Here is a 16,525-nt window from a genome sequence, read left to right as displayed (position 1 = left end):
AATTTAGAAATGGAAACAGTAGTAAGTGGCATCAGGCCAACAGGTAATTTGCATCTGGGGAATTACTTCGGAGCAGTAAAGAGTTTTCTGCAAATGCAGAATGAGTATAATTGCTTTTTCTTTATTGCAGACTGGCACTCCCTGACTACACATCCGCGTCCGGCAAATATCCGTGAAAGTGCAAAGACGATCCTGGCCGAATACCTGGCTTGCGGTATCGATCCGGAGAAGGCTACCATCTATATACAGAGCGATGTTCGCGAAGTGGCTGAGTTGTATCTCTACCTCAATATGAATGCCGGTATCGGCGAGTTGATGCGCACGACCTCATTCAAGGATAAGGCACGTCAGATGCTTCATATCGACCGTGTAAATACGGCTGAAGGAGATGTGGAAAAAGAGATTTTCAATGAAGGAAACAAGCATAGCGTAAGTGCCGGTTTGTTGACTTACCCTACTTTGATGGCTGCGGATATCATTATTCACAAAGCCCTGAAAGTGCCGGTAGGAAAGGATCAGGAACAGAATATGGAAATGGCACGCCGTTTTGCCCGTCGTTTCAACTCGACGTTTGAGGTCGAGTTTTTCCCCGAACCAGCTTCTTTCCACCTGACGGAGAAGGCTGTGAAAGTGCCCGGTCTGGACGGCTCCGGTAAGATGGGTAAGAGCGAAGGAAACGCAATCTACCTGATCGATGACGAGAAGGCAATCAAGAAAAAGGTAATGAAGGCCGTTACCGATGCCGGTCCTACGGAACCGAATAGCGTGAAGCCTGAACCCATCGCCAACCTCTTTGCCATGATGGATATCGTGTCGACAAAAGACACTTACGATTTCTTCAACGAGAAATACAATAACTGCGAGATCCGTTACGGCGATATGAAGAAGCAACTGGCCGAGGACATCAACAACTTCTGTGCTCCGATCCGTGAACGCATCCTCGACATCCGTTCTAACGATGAATATATGGAAAAGGTTGCCCGCATGGGAGCCGAAAAGGCAAGCGCAAGTGCAGCCAGAACACTAGCGGAAGTACGCGAGATTATCGGGTTCCGTCCGTATTGATATATTTCATATAAAATAGAAAGGCATGCAGAAGGTAAAAGAACTGCATGCCTTTTTGTTTTTTTGAATATGTGGATTGCAGATTAACCATCCTTTAGCTCATTATTTCTTAAATATGTGATAAAGAAGCTGAAATTCTATCTGATTATCAGGAAAACTGTTTTACTTTGCGGCGAATAGTTACAGATAACAAACGTATGGCAACCATTTCCAGCGGAGAATTCGAGCGGTATTTCAAGGATTTGTATAAACCCTTGTGTCTTTTTGCGCTCCGGTTTACTGAACGGTTGGATGATGCGGAGGATATTGTCCAACAGGCTTTTGCCGATGTGTGGGACAAGAATATCAATAATATACTGATTGATAATCTGAAGTCGTATATGTATCAGGCCGTACGTAACCGTTCCCTTTCGCTTGTGACACAGCCGACCGATCTGCAGACTACCGACCAGCTTCCGGATATGGAAGACTCATCGGAGGAGGAGCAGATATACAATGCCGAACGCGACGCCCGCCTGTGGAACGCGATAGACGGTTTACCCCCCGAACGCAAAAAAATCTTTTTACTTTCGAAGCGCGACGGTCTGAAGTACCAGGAGATCGCCGAAGAACTGAATATCTCAATAAAAACAGTTGAGAATCAGATGGGGAAGGCGTTGAAGTCGTTGCGAGAGATGGCGGTACGTATCTATAACATTCTCTTTGGTCTGGCGTGACCAAATAAAAAAGTGTTGACCGGAATAGGGGTTTTTTCTATCTTCTCTGTCTTAGAGACAAAAGGTATTACAAATTTTGTTTCACTAAGAAAAGAGAATGATGATGAAGAAGATTGTTTCTATTGTGATGTTGATGATGATGTATGTGGCGACAGTTAGTGCACAATGGTCTGTAACTCCTGAGGCCGGTATGAACGTGACGAAGTACAAGGGAAATTCTCCTGCCCAGATTGGCTTTAAAGCCGGTGCAGCTGTGAGCTATACTTTTGGATCAGGATTATTCTCCCTTCAGTCCGGCCTGTATTACGTACAGCGTGGTCAGGGAAAGACCTATTCGGGGACAGCCTATGGTAAAAGTATGGGAGAAGACGGAAAGCTGGAAGACTGTTATTTGTTTTTTTCTCCCGGCTATTTGGGCTTTGGCGGATATGGTAATTGGGGATACTTTGGTTCCAGTGGCAACATTTTTCCATTGGATATGCAGGTAGAAGGTATCACATTTAGCGAAGGAAGTTCCCGTAGGGATTATCTTCAGTTGCCGGTTATGGCCCGTTTTAACTGGAAGCTGGGAGAGGATGTGAGATTGCATGTGGCTGCCGGTCCTTATCTGGCCTATGGAATTTCCGGAAAGAACAAGTATAAGACAATGATTATCTCGGAAGACGAATATTCAACGACTTATGGTTCCTGGAGACCATTTGGAAAGAGCAGTAGCCTTAAACGTTTTGACTGGGGGTTTACATTCAATGCCGGAGTTGAGGTAAAGCGTTTTACGTTGAACGTTGCTTACGATATGGGATTGGGTAAAGAATATAAATATGATGGTGTGGATTTGAAATATCATACCGCAAGCTTTACAGTAGGATATAGATTTTAGAGAACGGAATAAATATGAACAACGAGCAGGAAAATAAATTGGAGCAACGCATTCGTTTCGTAGCAAAACACTACGAGGAAGGACGTTTGGATACTGATAAGGCCTGGCAACAGTTTGCCGGGAAGCATCAGGTACGCCGTACGGTTTCTTTCCGCCGCTACTGGATGGCTGCAGCGTCGGTATTTTTACTGCTCATTGGCTTCGGAACTTATTTTATAACAGAACGTAATTCCCCCGAATGGGTGGCTGTAACAACCGGACCGGGGCAACTGAAAGAAGTCTACCTGCCTGACAGTACACTGATTTCGATGGCAGGAAGTTCTTCCATACGATATGATGTGAAGACGTACGGAAAGGAAAGGCGTGTAGTGGAAATGAAAGGAAAAGCCTTTTTCCAGGTGACGCGGAACGAGGCACGTCCCTTTTCTGTGTATACTGAACGGACGGAAGTGACCGTATTGGGTACCAGTTTCCAGATAAACGAGCAACCCGGCGGAACAGACGTGAATGTGATGACCGGTAAAGTAAGCTTTGGTGCTACCGGAAGTGAAACGGACAAGGTTATATTAACGGCCGGTATGTCGGCTTCGTATTCTATGGAAAGCAACGGAATAACAATACTCGAAGAAGACCTTAATAGCCTGTCATGGAAAACCCGGCAGTTGCGTTTCAATGATACTCCGCTCGAAAAGGTTATCGACGATTTGAATGAATACTATCAGGTAAAAGTAATCAATAAAACAGAAACACCGAATCTGAAACTGACGGCCACTTTCAATGATCTTCCGCTGGAAGATGTTTTACTGGTTATCAACCAGACATTGGATACCCGCCTGGCTCCTGATCCTAATAAATAAGTTTACCTATGGGACGTATATGGATATTACTGACAGGAATTCTTATGCTTTTTCCGCAGGTAAAAGCCGGGGAACTGGCTGCCGTAGTCAGGCTACCGGTCGAGCCTACGCCTACGGTGACAATGGATATGCGCCAGGTTTTCCTGTTGGAGATATTGCAGGAAATAGAAAAGCAGACAGGTATCTTCTTTTCTTACGAATCGTCTATGCTCGACGACTTCCCGAAGATGTCGTTCAAGGCGCAGGACGAATCGCTGTCTTATTGTCTCAGAAGATTATTTTACTCTTTGCCTGTTACTTACCGGATGACTGGGCAAATCGTGATTTTGAAACGCAAGCCCCGGCTGTATACCATAAGCGGTTTCGTGCGTGACTCGGTATCCTACGAAAGTCTTATTAACGCTTCGGTATTCGAGCGCACTACCAGAAGCGGGACAACAACGAATAATTACGGCTTTTACAGTATTACGCTGCCTCCCGGGAAAGTCACTTTGCGAGCCTCCTTTGTCGGTTATGAAGCGAAAGAGGTTACCTTCGAGTTATCCCGTGATACGCTGGTCGATATACCTCTGCATGCTATCGGGGCATTAGGGGAGATCGTAGTAGAGGGCTTGAATCCCCGGTCGGAGGTCTTAAGCACACGTACAGGGGTGGTGGAGGTTCCCTCCCAACGCATCAAGTCGATGCCGGCCTTGCTGGGGGAGACGGATGTGGTGAAAACCCTGCAACGACTGCCCGGCGTTGCAGTAGGGGTGGAAGGGATGACCGGTCTCCATGTGAGGGGAGGCAATGCCGACGGAAACCTTTACTTGCTTGACGGTAACCCGGTTTATCACACCAATCACCTGCTTGGTTTCTTTTCAGCCTTTAATCCTGATGCCGTCAAGAATACGACATTTTATAAAGGGAGCTTTCCTGCCGAATATGGAGGAAGGCTCTCGTCAGTTGTAGATGTGAGGACAAATGATGGCGACCGTTACGAATATCATGGAAATTTCTCTATCGGTTTGCTCGCTATGCGGGGGAACTTGGAAGGCCCTATTATAAAAGGAAAATCTTCATTCAACGTTTCCGTCAGACGTACCTGGATGGAACTTTTCACATGGCCGATACTGAAAGCTGTAAATAGAGACAGGAGCGATAAACTGAAAGGCGGGTATCACTTCTTCGATATGAATGCCAAAGTGAACCATTCTTTTAGCGACCGTACCCGTCTTTATATGAGTTTTTATATGGGTAGCGACAGTTATCTTAATGGAGAAGAGTATAGCTATGGAGATCGTCTTGGTAAGGATTTTCGTTGGCGGTGGGGAAATCTGATCGGTTCAGTGGGAGTGAATCATGTATTCAATAATAAGCTTTTTGCCAGTTTTACGGCGGGATATACACGTTACCGTTCGCATATCATACAAGATAAGGCAGATTATGCGCAGTCTTCCAACATCAATGAAGAGAGAGTATACAATCAGGAAAGCCACTATCGTTCGGCTATGGAAGATATGAGCCTGCGTGCATCATTCGATTACCGTATACATGAGAAACATCGCCTCCGTTTCGGTGGTGACTATCTGTTTCATAACTTCCGTCCTGAGCAGAATACGATGAAGAGTTGGTATAAGGACTCGGTAAAATCGCAAGAGACAAATACGATATATGCCAATTCGCTGATTCACGGCCATGAAGTCTCTTTGTTTGCCGAAGAAGAGATGCATGTGATGGAACGTCTTAAGACGAATGTAGGTTTGCGATATACGTTATTTACTGTACAGGGGGAGACTTATCAGTCTTTTCAACCGCGTTTGTCGATACGTTATTTGCTGGCCCGCAACTTCTCTGCTAAACTGTCATATTCAAAAATGAACCAGTATATCCACCTTCTTTCCAACAGCTATATCAGCCAGCCGACAGATATCTGGGTGCCCGTAACCCGTAATATCCGTCCGATGAATGCGCATCAGTATACCGCCGGGCTTTACTATACGCTTAACAAGCTGTATAACTTCTCTATCGAAGGATATTATAAACGGATGAATAACCTGATCGAATACAAAGATCGTTTTCCGGTAGGGACCGATTATTCCAATTGGGAAGAACGAGTAGGGGAAGGCTATGGCCGTGCTTACGGAATGGAACTTATGGCGCAGAAAAAGACTGGGCGTTTGTCGGGCTGGATCGGTTATACATTATCCTGGTCAGATCGCCTCTTTCCGGATGGAAGTGTAAATAAAGGCCGGCGTTTTCCTTCCAAATATGATAACCGTCATAAGGTAGACGTCGTGGCAACTTACAAACTGTCTCGCAAGGTGGAACTGACTGCCGCCTGGATGTTTGCCTCCGGTAATTATATCACGATCAAGGATCAGGTGTATCATGGAGGGACGGGACAGACGAATAACGGCTATCTACACGGTAGTGGTATCATTTCAGGGGGAGACGGTAACGATTATGCATCCAGTTCCCGAAACAACTACCAGTTGGCTCCTTATCATCGTCTTGACCTGGGGCTTAACTTTTACCGTTATAAAAAGAAGGGGCGTATGGGAATCTGGAATCTTAGCCTCTGTAATGCTTATTGCCACCCGAACCCGTTTAGTGTTGAGACAGAATATTACACTGATTCCGCTACCGGAAAACGTGAGATCTATCTGGAGCAATCTATTTTGTTCCTGTTCCTGCCTTCCGTATCATATACCTATAAATTCTAATACGATGAAGAAGATATTATCCATATTACTGCCACTTTTGCTTTTATGCATTTCTTGTATACGTGATGTCGTGCTGAAACTCGATCCGGTGCCTCCGGTATTGGTGTTGAATGCCTCTATCACACCTGAACGTGAAGTGGCTGCATTTCTTTCGAAAAGCTGGTTTTTACTGGATAGTGTTCCTGAATACGATCTTCCTGATAAGGGAGTGAATATAGATGTGTTTGTAAATGATACTTTCCGGGGGAGTATGCAACGTTCGGATAATCCGGCTGACAGTACCGAATACAAAGGACAGTTTAAGTTGTCCGGTTGCCATGTAAAGGCAGGTGATAAAGTGAGGTTGGAGGCCGGGGCATCCGGTTTCGATCCGGTGGCGGCAGAGACGGTGATCCCTCAGAAGACGGATATTATTTTACTCGACACAGTGGGATTTCTCAAACCTAATTCTTTTAGCTCTCAACTTTTAAGGATGTATATTACGTTGCACGATAAACCTGCTGAACGTAATTACTATCGTCTGGTTTTGGAACAATTAGTTGAATTTCATAAAGGGGATAGTGTGATGTGGGTGAGTACGTTTTGTGATGAAGTGTGGAGAAATTCCATAACCGGTGATGATCTGATGGATACATTTAAGAAATTCTCTTTTTACAGTTTTCGGTTGACTTATGACGATCCGGTATTCCAGCCCGATATTCCTTCACTAGCTTATTATGACGGGCCTTATTGCCGAGGTATTTTCCCGGATGACTTGTTTAATGGAAAAGATTATACGGTGACAGCTTCGTTTACTCCCAATTATTCATTTGTCACCGACACCTTGTCGGCCACCGTACATTACGATGTTCATCTTTTGTCGATTTCGGAGGCTTATTATAACTATCTGAAAGTGATCCGTAACTTCTCCATATCGTTGGGAGATGCTAATATGGATGCCTTGCTGGAACCCACTTCCACCTATTCAAACGTAACCGACGGCTTCGGTGTTGTGACTGGCTATCAGAGAGCAACACGTCGCATCACCATGCCCATCGGCAGTGTACCTCCTTATTTCGAATGGTAAGAACTTATACCATCGAGGGGTGCAATTTTTTGTAGTTTTCTATGCGAATCGCTCTTTCCTCGGGGGAAAGATGAGCAGGAAGTTCAATCGTCGTCCTTGGGCTGATAGCTACAAGAACCACTTCGCCTACGCTTTTTTTATACTCTTTCAGTGAATTCTCTATTAGCTGGTTTGTTAAACTTCTTTCTGATCGCATATTCTTTTCTTATTAAATGATTGTTTATTAATCTTCTGATGCCTCTTCTACGGCGGGTAATTCGTTTTCCAGGCGAATGTTGATCGCATTCATGCCTTTTAAGCCGCGTTCGAGGTCGAATGTAACGATATCACCTTCGGTAATTGCCGAAGACAAGATATTGTTTACATGGAAAAAGTATCTTTCACCTCCTGAAAGTTCTTTGATAAAACCAAATCCTTTGGAGGTATTGAAGAAGTCTACTTTTCCTTTTAGGATAACCGGTTCCTCTTTCTCTTTTTTAGGTACCGATATCAGTATCTCTTCCTGTTTGATCTCTTCTTTTTTGACATTTTCTTCCGGTGGAGTCGAGGTAATCACCCCATTCTCATCAACATAAGCAATCATGTCTTCAAAGCTGTTCGCTTTAGGAGATAGTTTCCTTTCTTCTTTCTTTTTTTGTTTTTCTGCTCGTTTTGCGAGTCTCTTTTTTTCATTTTCACGTTTGTCAACGGTGACGGATCTTGCCATGTAGCTAATAATTTTATTATAAGATAAATACTAATTCGGAGTAAGGTGTAGAATTAAAGGAGAGGCCTGCTTAATATAATGTGTAAATAAGGAGAACTGTGCAATAATGATTCGTAACTCTAACTCTTTCACAAAGATAATAAAATAAATCGAAGAATCCTTTTTTCTGTATTGATTTAAAATTAAGATACAATCGTTGGCATATATTAGTGGAAGGTATTTTCGAATTATTCTATTATTTTTGTTCTGCCCGATAGGGGTATTTCCTTAAATCCTGTCTAAGGGATAGATATCAACAATAAGTAAGATGAAGAAAGTATACCCTGCAAAACTATTTGCCCGTGTTACAATGGTTGTAATGATGATGATGTTAGCGATGTTTGCCCTTCAGGCGCAGACAAAAGGTGCGGATGAAACACGGAAGGTTACGATGAACATGCAGAAGGCTCCTGTCCGGGAAATTCTCGACGAGATACAAAAGCAGACCGGAGTAACCTTCTCTTATGAATCATCTTTGTTGAAAGAGCTTCCGAAAACCAGTTTTAAAGCAGAGAGTGAAGCATTGCCGGATTGCCTGAAGCGTTTATTCGCTAATCTCCCGGTAGTGTACAAGTTGACAGGAAACGTGGTGATCCTGAAGCGTAAACCAAAGCAGGTAACGGTCAGCGGTTTTGTGCGTGATGCTAAGTCCGCCGAATCTCTGATCGGGGCCTCGGTTTATGAGGCCAACACTCGGATGGGGGCGGCTTCGAATAATTTCGGTTTCTTTAGTCTGACATTGCCGGCTGGGGAAATTAAGATACAGGCATCCTATATCGGATACGGAAGCCAGGTGTATGATCTGGAAGAATTGGACCGAGATACAACATTGGCAATAGACCTGGTGCCAACTGCTTCTTTACAGGAAGTGGTAGTGACGGGGGCTGCGAATAGTAAGCAGTCGGTACTCAGTACGCAAATGGGAGCTTTGGAAATCGATCAGAAAACAATTAATGCAACACCGGTGATGTTCGGTGAGGCGGATATTATCAAAACCCTTCAGTTGACACCTGGTGTGTCTGCCGGTACGGAAGGTACGGCCGGTATGTATGTACGTGGTGGAAATGTCGATGAAAATTTATTCCTGATAGATGGTAATCCTGTATATCAAATCAATCATATCGGAGGTGTTTTCTCCGCATTTAATTCGGAGGCGATCAGCGGTATGGATTTTTTCAAGGCCGGTTTTCCGGCTCGTTATGGCGGACGTTTGTCGTCGGTGGTCGATGTGCATACCAAAGAGGGGAATATGAGAGAATACCACGGAAGTGCTACATTAGGTTTGATTTCGGGTAATTTGAATCTCGAAGGACCTATTATAAAAGATCGTACCTCTTTCCAGATTGCTTTACGGCGTACCTGGTTGGATGTACTTACTGCACCGGCTATTGCCATAACTAACGGGATCATCAAGAAGGATGGTTCGAAAGTTCGCGGACGGTATGCTTTCCATGACTTGAATTTAAAGATAAATCATCGTTTCAGCGACCGTAGCCGGATGTATTTGAGTCTTTACAATGGTAATGATGTATTGAAAGGGGGAGGAACTGAATTTTCTACTTCGAACGAAGATCGTACTTTTAAAGACGAGAATGATATATCTCTTCGCTGGGGTAATTTAATGGCTACGGCAGGGTGGACGTATGTGTTCAATAACCAGCTGTTTGGTAAAATTTCGGGTGTATTTACACGTTATCATTCCAAATTGAGAAATACGGAAAAATATGTGATAGGAGAGGAGGGAGATGACGATTATGCCAATACATTTAACGAAACATCTACCGAGACAGGGATCATGGATGTGGGTTTGCGTACTTCGTTCGATTATTTGCCGTTAGCTTCCCATCATATCCGGTTTGGAGGTGATTATCTGTTGCATCGCTTCCGCCCCGAATATAATAAAGCCGCTTCTTCTGAAATAAATATCCAGGATACGACTCGTATAGGTAAGGTTTTTGCTAACGATTTGCTATGGGCACATGAAGCCGGTGTTTTTGCGGAAGATGACTGGACGCTTTCACCTACCGTAAAATTGAATGCCGGCCTACGATTCAGCTTGTTTAATATCCAGAATAAAACATACGCCGGCCTGGAGCCGCGTGCTTCGCTTCGTTGGTTGATGAAGGAAGATATTAGTTTCAAAGCCTCTTTTGCCCGTATGAATCAGTATGTACATCTGATAAGTAATAGTTTTATCAGTTTGCCTACGGATGCCTGGATGCCAGTGACACGTTCATTGAAGCCGTTGGTAAGCGATCAGGTATCAGCCGGATTTTATTATTCATTGAATAAGGAATACAATTTCTCGCTTGAAGGATATTATAAACGAATGAATAATCTATTGGAATACCGTGATGGACATACCTTTACACCTTCTTTCCAAGACTGGGAAAAGAAGATGACATCCGGTAAAGGACGTTCTTATGGAGCTGAGTTGATGGCGCGCAAAGAAACAGGGCGTCTGACTGGCTGGTTGGGTTACACTCTTTCCTGGTCGGATCGTAAATTTTCGGAATTGAATAAAGGTGAACGTTATCCGGCCCGTTTTGATAACCGGCATAAACTGAATATTGTGGCTATGTATAAGATAACTCCAAAAGTGGAGTTATCGGCTGCCTGGTCGTTTGCTTCAGGCAATCATACGACGCTTTCTTTGGAGAACTACGAGCAAGCGGGTTTTCCAAAACTTGATTTGCCTCCTAATAATTCTTATGGCGGAGGAGGCTATAATTCGAGTAATAGTAGTTTGGGGAATATTGATTATTATGATAGACGTAATAATTATCAATTGCCGTCTTATCATCGTTTAGACTTGGCAATTAAGATTTATCGCCCAAAGAAAAAAGGGAGGATGGGCATCTGGACAGTTAGTATCTATAATGTCTATTCCCGTATGAATCCATTTATGATTTACAAATCAGAAAAGATTGTTCCTGATCCGGATAGTAAATGGGGAAGGTTTGTTCCGGCTTTCAAGCAGATAGGTATTATGCCTATTATTCCTTCTGTTTCTTATACATATAAATTCTAATCAGCTATGAAATATCTTATAAAACATACTATTTTATTTATCCTGTTGTCAATAATCTTCTCTTCGTGTGTGAAGTATGTCGATCTGGAACACTTGCGTCCGGATCCTAAATTGGTACTGAACTGTGTGGCGCAGACAGGAATGCCGCTGACAGCAACGGTATCACGTACCTGGTTTTATACAGATGAAAATCCGAATATAACAATAGAAGATGCGAAAATCAGTTTGTATGTGAACGGACAATACCGAGAAGATATGACATGGCATGTAGAAGAAAGTGAGTACAATTCAGCTGCTTATTACAAGGCTTCCTATATTCCGTCCGATGGTGATAAGATACGTCTTGAGGTAGAGAAAGATGGTTTTAAGGATATATCTGCGGAATGTGTGTTACCGGTAAAACCGGAATTATTAAAATTAGAGGTTGTAAGAGAAAAGGATACCGGTTCATATGGATATTATAGTTACCGAACTGTTTATAGAACGACACTCAAAGATAAACAGCAAGAGGGAGATTGTTATTTGGTACGTGTTATGTTTGGTTCTCCTGATATGGAATATGATGAAGAGTCAGGTGAAAGGGTTTTTACGGGAACCTATTACTGGTCTAGTAACCATATCGATTATTCCTATGAGCCAGTTTTTAAAAATAAAATATCTGTGTTAGATGAGTTGTTTGGAAATGATTGGTTATCAGGTTATGGTGGACGGCCTTTCTCTGATGAGTTGATTAACGGACAGGAATATACATTGAAATTGGCCGGATATTCTTATGGAAGTTCTTATCCTCCAGAAGGTTATCCCGAGGAAAATCCTAACGGTGATCCCCCCTCTTATGTAAAGGTTTATTTGTATACCCTTTCCGAATCCTATTATCAGTATTTGATGGCATTAGCCGAGCTAAACGACTTGTCATTAAACAATGATCTGGTGGATGCCGGACTGGCCGAACCGATACGTGTTCTCAGTAATGTAGTCGGAGGAACCGGCATATTGGGGGCGGCCAGTGTGGATACCCTTACTGTGGAAGTTCCATACGGATACTAACCGGATAATGATCCGAAATCCCTTCCAGCTCCTTTCCGTTGTGAACGGCAGCATCGATACATCTGGGAGCCAGAGCCGGTGAAACCAGGATATAGTCCAACCGTTCGCCAAGCATTTTCAGGCGCGGATCGCCCCATTGCCATTCATAGAGGGTAGCGGCAGGATACGACATCCGTTGTTCTGCCGGGACAAACATCTTGACGGGATCGGCAAAACCGATGGAGAGAAATTTGGACAACACCGAGTAGTCGAACTGTTCACCACGCATATTGCCGTATTCGGGATGGTTCTTATCCCAGTCCTGCATATTCTGCCGGAGTTGGGTATGTGTTTCGACTTCGTCGGCATCAAAAGGGGAATAGGCATTGAAGTCGCCCATGACCATGCAAGATTCCAAATTGTTTTCACGGATATATTGTGTGATCGCTTCAGCCTCTTTCAAGCGGTATTTCCATTCGAACGGGCTGAGGTGCGTAACGATAATATCTAATCCGTAAGTTTGCGCATGCAGCATACCATGCCAAAATCCTTCCACCTGTTTCTTGACTACATCGATAGGTTTACGGGAAGTAAGCCCAACCGGATAACCCTCTTCTTTCACGATAGCTACATACGGATGACCATAAGAAGCGGCCAGTGCAGCGAGGTCTTTCTCATTGATGCCGACAAGTTCCTCCAAGGCTACGATATCCGGCTTTTGCTGATTCATCCATTCGGTGAAACGGGCCTGACGTGTCGCATCCTTTTCAAAACCGTTCCAGATATTGTATGAGATAACCTTTATACTATTTGTTGCCTTTTCCTGACTGACGCCTTTGAGTGCGAATAAAGAGAATAGAAGAAGTAAACCTAGTGTATTCAATGTTTTCATGATAATTGTTCCCTTGTTTTATTGATCCGGTAAAGGTAATAACTCTTTTTTTATCCCTACTCTAGGCAGGGGGATAATTATCCCCCTTTATATCCGGCACCGATATGCAGGTATGCAGGAAAAAGTAAAAGCAAATAATCCCTGCCGGAATAAAGGCTAACCAGCCGTATTTGTGTGTGTCTTTCATTTTCTGAGATTATTTTGTGAGCTGGAAAGTGGCCAGAACGGCTTTATGGTCGGTAGGCCAGATTCCTTGTGGTTCGATAATCGGATCGGCTGTATTTTCAGTTACCCGTTCGCCACGCAGGATATCGCCTTTAGGTCCGACGATCGTAACGTCTGTCAGACTCAGTCCTTCGAAAGGAGCATACATGATAAAGTCGATACGGTCGCGGTCATCCGCTTTGGGCGACCAGACCAGTTTTTCCAAGGCGATATCAGGGCAGTCTCCCGGACAGGTAAATCCCGGGTGAGTAACCGGATCAGGATATTTTTCACGATAAGAATCTTTGTATCCGGCTTTTTCCAGCATAACGGAAACGTCCCAGGGGATAACCAGTCCGTAATGGTCGCGCATATCTTTCGTTGCTTCCGTCCAGTCCAGGTGGGAAGGCTCGTTGAAGTCGCCACCCAGGATAACGATACGGCCGGCAGCTTTGTCTTTTTCGGCAACGCTGATGAAACGAGCCATTGCGTCGTCTCTCACGGAGGCACGGTTTAACAACAGGATAGAGTCGAGGCTGGTAACCGGTTCTATCTTTTCCCAGTCGTTACCGTCATATCCGCGTACATCGTAATAAGCGCAGTTCCGATAGTCCAGGTGGGCTGTATAGACGGCAAATTCCTGATCGCCTTTCTTCGTAACCAGGCGGTAAATACTACCCCGGTCGTCATTCAGGGGATAAACGGTACTGCTGTCGCTGATCGGATAGCGGCTTAACAGGCCGGAGTCTTCGGTGTAAAATGAATAATACGTCTGTCCGCGTTCTTTCAAAGCTTCGACGATACGGTCACAGAAGCGGGTGTTGTGATAATTACGGACTTCGCTCAATGTAACGAAATCTGCATTGCTGCGGACAATCTCGTCGGCTACGGCGTCGAAGCCGCCTTTTACTACAGCACCTTCCTGCCAGATATTAAATTGCAGAACTTTAAATGTCTCTGTCTTTTGACAGGATGAAAAACAAAAAACAGCGAGTAATAACACGAGTGCTGTAAATAAATGCTTTTTCATGATATGTGTCTTTTATGTATTTTATTTAGCTCCGCGAAATTAGTTATTTTATCAGGGCTGAACTAAACAATTACCTTCTTTTTGAAGATCCGATTGAAATTCGACAGGTTGTTGAAGCCGCAGGCATATCCGATCTCTGCTACCGATCCTTTCTGTGCTCGTTCGAAAAGGGTCTTGATGCTCTCGAACTGGCTCCTGCCCAATAATTCGTCCGGCAACGACGAACGATGGAACTGGATGGTTATCTCGTGTATACTTTGCGATTTGCATTCGTGGTTTACCCATGAATGTTCCAGTTTCGGATTTGTAATCAGTACCAACTTATCGTCTCCAATCGTTTCAACGGAATCTCCTACTATACGTTGTGCTCCCTTGGCGTGTTCTATGAAGTTTAATTCATACTTCGGATGTACGTGGATTGGAAAGTTGACTATACCATCTATTTGGGATTACTATACCAATAAATTTGTATTAGTATACCGGGTAATATATTTTAACAGATCATTGCGGCAAGATAAAAGTATTTATTGGAACAAACTGTCATCTTTTCTTATCTTTGCAAACTACAATCAAACACAACGCATCATGGATGGTAAGAGAGTCTTTGTAACCGGTGGTGCCAAGGGCATAGGGGAATCAATTGTTTCTGCATTCTGTAAAATGGGAGCCCGGGTTGCTTTTTGTGATACAGACGAAAAAGCGGCTGAACGTTTGTGTGATCTTATGCCGTCATACGTGCAGTTTTTTAAGGCTGATGTAAGTGATGAAAAAGCTCTTCAAGAAGTTATCAACAGACTTATCAACATGTGGGGAGACGTCGATGTGATTGTTAATAATGTGGGGGTCAGTGAGTTTTCTCCATTGGTCGATACAAGTATTGAACAGTTCGACAGAATACTATCAACAAACCTGCGGCCGGTGTTTATAACTTCACGCGCACTGGCTATTCACCGGAACAATGAGGAAGGAAAGAAACGTTACGGACGGATCATCAATATTGCTTCTTCCCGTTATCTGCAGAGTGAACCGGGCTCGGAGGGATATGCGGCTTCCAAAGGTGGAATTGTTTCCTTGACGCATGCCTTAGCGCTTTCTTTCAGTGATTATAATATTACAGTAAACTGTATCAGTCCTGGTTGGATACAAAACGAAGACTACCGTTTGTTGAAACCGGCCGACCACAAACAACATCCTTCCGGCCGTGTAGGCCGTCCTTCGGACATTGCAAGCGCCTGTCTTTTTCTGGCCGCTCCTGAGAATGATTTCATCAACGGGCAGAACATCGTCATCGATGGGGGAATGACAAAAAAGATGATTTATGTAGAATAAATCAATTGAACCCGATTCTTATATTTTTGTTTTTTAATGCAGGGTAGATGAGGAACTGGGGATCCATCCGCTTGTTCCACGGATTGTATTCGAAGTTTACACCGATACCGATGCCAAGATCATCTTTCACTTTGAATTCGAAAGCACCACCTACGCTCGTATGATTATAAAACGGATTTAGCAGCATTTGCGGATTACTCCGTTCTTTTTTCTCGTAAAAGGTATATTGTGCCCAACTTCTGAGAGTCAGCCAATCGGTTGCCTCATAACTGGCAGTCGCATTGAATCCCCCCATAAAATCGGGGCTGGGATTGAATGGAGTGAAATAGCGTCCGGCAAAGGCCCCTCCCGTCAATGTCCAGCGATCCTGCTGCCATACCAACGATGAACTGATCTGGGTCAGACCTCCTGCACCGGGCCAGGTGTATTGTTCACCGACTGTCAGCAGACCGGTAGTCTCACTGATTGGAGTGAATGAAAACTCCTGGAAATCGAATGCCATCGGCGATACACGGCGTATCATCGGAGCAAATACATTAAAGAAAGGACGGTAAGCAAGAGATAATACTTGCATATCCATCGGACGCTCGTCTACCTGGGGAGGGAAGTCGGGGGTAAATTCCCTGAGCTTCTTTTCCAGTTCCGTCCGGGTAGACGGAGTATATGTTTTATAGGAAAATTCCGGAATATTGAAGTCAAATTGTTTAAACTTGGGAACAGCCGTAACTTTCCCTTCACGATTAAGAACAAAGTCCATAGTGGACTGGGCACGACTCTGAAAAATACATGCCACCAATACTGCTATTATAAAATATCCCCGCTTCATACACAACATCATTTTATTGACGCTAAGATAGATTATTTACTTTAAAATAAGATATTTATTCTAGGGGTATTTCTCTAAAAAATATTTATTTTGTATTTTCTTCATTGTTGTTGCAACTTTCGGGAGAATGTTTTCATCATACAAATAGAGAGTAAT

At 43.8% G+C, this 16,525-nt stretch carries 15 protein-coding genes; 9 read left to right on the top strand and 6 right to left on the bottom strand.

The genetic code is table 11. The features are described from left to right. Positions 1–9: 9 nt before the first annotated feature. The 6 genes from trpS (at position 10) to QZ076_RS05385 (ending at position 7,286) form a co-directional block, all read left to right on the top strand. Complete coding sequence (trpS, locus tag QZ076_RS05410) at positions 10–1,065, top strand: tryptophan--tRNA ligase (RefSeq protein WP_293711004.1); 1,056 nt, start codon at positions 10–12, stop codon at positions 1,063–1,065. A 197-nt stretch (positions 1,066–1,262) separates the two neighbouring features. Next, the gene (locus QZ076_RS05405; RefSeq protein WP_293711003.1) at positions 1,263–1,781 is read left to right on the top strand and encodes an RNA polymerase sigma-70 factor; all 519 of its coding nucleotides are present in this window, start codon (positions 1,263–1,265) and stop codon (positions 1,779–1,781) included. Positions 1,782–1,884: 103 nt separating this feature from the next. Continuing rightward, a complete protein-coding gene (locus tag QZ076_RS05400) occupies positions 1,885–2,658 on the top strand; it encodes a porin family protein (RefSeq protein WP_293711001.1) in 774 nt (257 codons plus the stop codon). 14 nt (positions 2,659–2,672) lie between these two features. Then, on the top strand, positions 2,673–3,515 hold the full coding sequence (locus QZ076_RS05395; protein ID WP_293710998.1) for a FecR domain-containing protein: 843 nt from the start codon (positions 2,673–2,675) through the stop codon (positions 3,513–3,515). Between the two features lie 8 nt (positions 3,516–3,523). After that, a complete protein-coding gene (locus QZ076_RS05390) occupies positions 3,524–6,220 on the top strand; it encodes a TonB-dependent receptor (RefSeq protein ID WP_293710996.1) in 2,697 nt (898 codons plus the stop codon). 4 nt (positions 6,221–6,224) lie between these two features. After that, positions 6,225–7,286, top strand: coding sequence for a DUF4249 domain-containing protein (locus QZ076_RS05385; protein WP_293710995.1), 1,062 nt, complete (start codon positions 6,225–6,227; stop codon positions 7,284–7,286). A 4-nt stretch (positions 7,287–7,290) separates the two neighbouring features. Here the strand turns inward: QZ076_RS05385 and QZ076_RS05380 are convergent, their stop codons facing one another. After that, positions 7,291–7,482, bottom strand: coding sequence for a hypothetical protein (locus QZ076_RS05380; RefSeq protein WP_293710993.1), 192 nt, complete (start codon positions 7,480–7,482; stop codon positions 7,291–7,293). A gap of 27 nt (positions 7,483–7,509) precedes the next feature. After that, positions 7,510–7,992 (bottom strand): cold shock domain-containing protein, encoded by a 483-nt coding sequence (locus tag QZ076_RS05375; protein WP_293710991.1) that lies wholly within the window; start codon positions 7,990–7,992, stop codon positions 7,510–7,512. A 361-nt stretch (positions 7,993–8,353) separates the two neighbouring features. On the opposite strand from QZ076_RS05375, the gene QZ076_RS05370 reads away from it, so the two are divergent. Continuing rightward, a complete protein-coding gene (locus tag QZ076_RS05370) occupies positions 8,354–11,062 on the top strand; it encodes a TonB-dependent receptor (RefSeq protein WP_293711073.1) in 2,709 nt (902 codons plus the stop codon). Positions 11,063–11,068: 6 nt separating this feature from the next. Beyond that, positions 11,069–12,109 carry a DUF4249 domain-containing protein gene (locus QZ076_RS05365; protein ID WP_293710989.1) on the top strand — a complete coding sequence of 347 codons (1,041 nt, stop codon included), beginning with the start codon at positions 11,069–11,071 and terminating at the stop codon, positions 12,107–12,109. Here the strand turns inward: QZ076_RS05365 and QZ076_RS05360 are convergent. The 3 genes from QZ076_RS05360 to QZ076_RS05350 all read right to left on the bottom strand — a co-directional run bounded on the left by QZ076_RS05360 (position 12,081) and on the right by QZ076_RS05350 (position 14,534). After that, on the bottom strand, positions 12,081–12,980 hold the full coding sequence (locus QZ076_RS05360) for an endonuclease/exonuclease/phosphatase family protein (RefSeq protein WP_293710987.1): 900 nt from the start codon (positions 12,978–12,980) through the stop codon (positions 12,081–12,083). The genes QZ076_RS05365 and QZ076_RS05360 overlap by 29 nt on opposite strands. Positions 12,981–13,176: 196 nt before the next feature. Then, a complete protein-coding gene (locus QZ076_RS05355; protein WP_293710985.1) occupies positions 13,177–14,214 on the bottom strand; it encodes an endonuclease/exonuclease/phosphatase family protein in 1,038 nt (345 codons plus the stop codon). Positions 14,215–14,276: 62 nt separating this feature from the next. Further along, a complete protein-coding gene (locus QZ076_RS05350; RefSeq protein WP_293710983.1) occupies positions 14,277–14,534 on the bottom strand; it encodes a hypothetical protein in 258 nt (85 codons plus the stop codon). A gap of 265 nt (positions 14,535–14,799) precedes the next feature. On the opposite strand from QZ076_RS05350, the gene QZ076_RS05345 reads away from it, so the two are divergent. After that, the gene (locus tag QZ076_RS05345) at positions 14,800–15,543 is read left to right on the top strand and encodes an SDR family oxidoreductase (RefSeq protein WP_293710981.1); all 744 of its coding nucleotides are present in this window, start codon (positions 14,800–14,802) and stop codon (positions 15,541–15,543) included. Position 15,544: 1 nt separating this feature from the next. On the opposite strand, the gene QZ076_RS05340 is transcribed toward QZ076_RS05345, so the two are convergent. Then, positions 15,545–16,369, bottom strand: a complete 825-nt coding sequence (locus QZ076_RS05340; RefSeq protein ID WP_293710979.1) for a hypothetical protein — start codon at positions 16,367–16,369, stop codon at positions 15,545–15,547. Positions 16,370–16,525: the final 156 nt, after the last annotated feature.

The sequence above is a fragment of the uncultured Parabacteroides sp. genome, from assembly GCF_905196875.1.
In the GTDB taxonomy this organism is placed as follows: domain Bacteria; phylum Bacteroidota; class Bacteroidia; order Bacteroidales; family Tannerellaceae; genus Parabacteroides.
This window is presented reverse-complemented; position numbering and strand designations above follow the sequence as displayed.

Bases quoted from the DNA above. Each gene is read 5' to 3' on its own strand.
- QZ076_RS05390 (WP_293710996.1), top strand. From the start codon at position 3,524: ATGGGACGTATATGGATATTACTGACAGGAATTCTTATGCTTTTTCCG.
- trpS (WP_293711004.1), top strand. From the start codon at position 10: ATGGAAACAGTAGTAAGTGGCATCAGGCCAACAGGTAATTTGCATCTG.
- QZ076_RS05370 (WP_293711073.1), top strand. From the start codon at position 8,354: ATGATGATGTTAGCGATGTTTGCCCTTCAGGCGCAGACAAAAGGTGCG.
- QZ076_RS05355 (WP_293710985.1), bottom strand. From the start codon at position 14,214: ATGAAAAAGCATTTATTTACAGCACTCGTGTTATTACTCGCTGTTTTT.
- QZ076_RS05385 (WP_293710995.1), top strand. From the start codon at position 6,225: ATGAAGAAGATATTATCCATATTACTGCCACTTTTGCTTTTATGCATT.
- QZ076_RS05345 (WP_293710981.1), top strand. From the start codon at position 14,800: ATGGATGGTAAGAGAGTCTTTGTAACCGGTGGTGCCAAGGGCATAGGG.
- QZ076_RS05360 (WP_293710987.1), bottom strand. From the start codon at position 12,980: ATGAAAACATTGAATACACTAGGTTTACTTCTTCTATTCTCTTTATTC.
- QZ076_RS05375 (WP_293710991.1), bottom strand. From the start codon at position 7,992: ATGGCAAGATCCGTCACCGTTGACAAACGTGAAAATGAAAAAAAGAGA.
- QZ076_RS05380 (WP_293710993.1), bottom strand. From the start codon at position 7,482: ATGCGATCAGAAAGAAGTTTAACAAACCAGCTAATAGAGAATTCACTG.
- QZ076_RS05365 (WP_293710989.1), top strand. From the start codon at position 11,069: ATGAAATATCTTATAAAACATACTATTTTATTTATCCTGTTGTCAATA.
- QZ076_RS05340 (WP_293710979.1), bottom strand. From the start codon at position 16,369: ATGAAGCGGGGATATTTTATAATAGCAGTATTGGTGGCATGTATTTTT.
- QZ076_RS05395 (WP_293710998.1), top strand. From the start codon at position 2,673: ATGAACAACGAGCAGGAAAATAAATTGGAGCAACGCATTCGTTTCGTA.
- QZ076_RS05405 (WP_293711003.1), top strand. From the start codon at position 1,263: ATGGCAACCATTTCCAGCGGAGAATTCGAGCGGTATTTCAAGGATTTG.
- QZ076_RS05400 (WP_293711001.1), top strand. From the start codon at position 1,885: ATGAAGAAGATTGTTTCTATTGTGATGTTGATGATGATGTATGTGGCG.